The organism is Bartonella sp. CM120XJJH, assembly GCF_042194715.1.
Classification (GTDB): domain Bacteria; phylum Pseudomonadota; class Alphaproteobacteria; order Rhizobiales; family Rhizobiaceae; genus Bartonella.
On sequence record NZ_JBHINE010000142.1, the window covers coordinates 1 to 277 of the forward strand.

Below are 277 nucleotides of genomic sequence, written 5' to 3' on the forward strand. Positions count from 1 at the left end.
TGACTGTAAACTTTGCCGTTCAAGATTTAATTGTTTTTGCAATTGTCGTTTTGTTTCCAATGCCGTCAAAAGTTGTGAAAGAGGACGAGAAACAGAACTTGCCGTATCACCAAAACCTAACTTTTTACTTTCAGGGACAATATTGGAGAATGCTCGTGAACGCGCCAATTCGACTTCTGCAGCATTAATTTCGCCCTGCAAAAGCTGTGCTTGCAATTCAATACTTGCCAGTTTTGCATTTTTTGAATCGAGAATAGCCTGTGCCCGTGCAAGCTGC

1 pseudogene is annotated in these 277 nt (G+C 41.5%); it reads right to left on the reverse strand.

Going from position 1 to position 277, the window contains the following annotated elements:
• Positions 1–277 (reverse strand): annotated as a pseudogene (locus ACFIKU_RS10240) (HlyD family secretion protein); the annotation flags it as partial.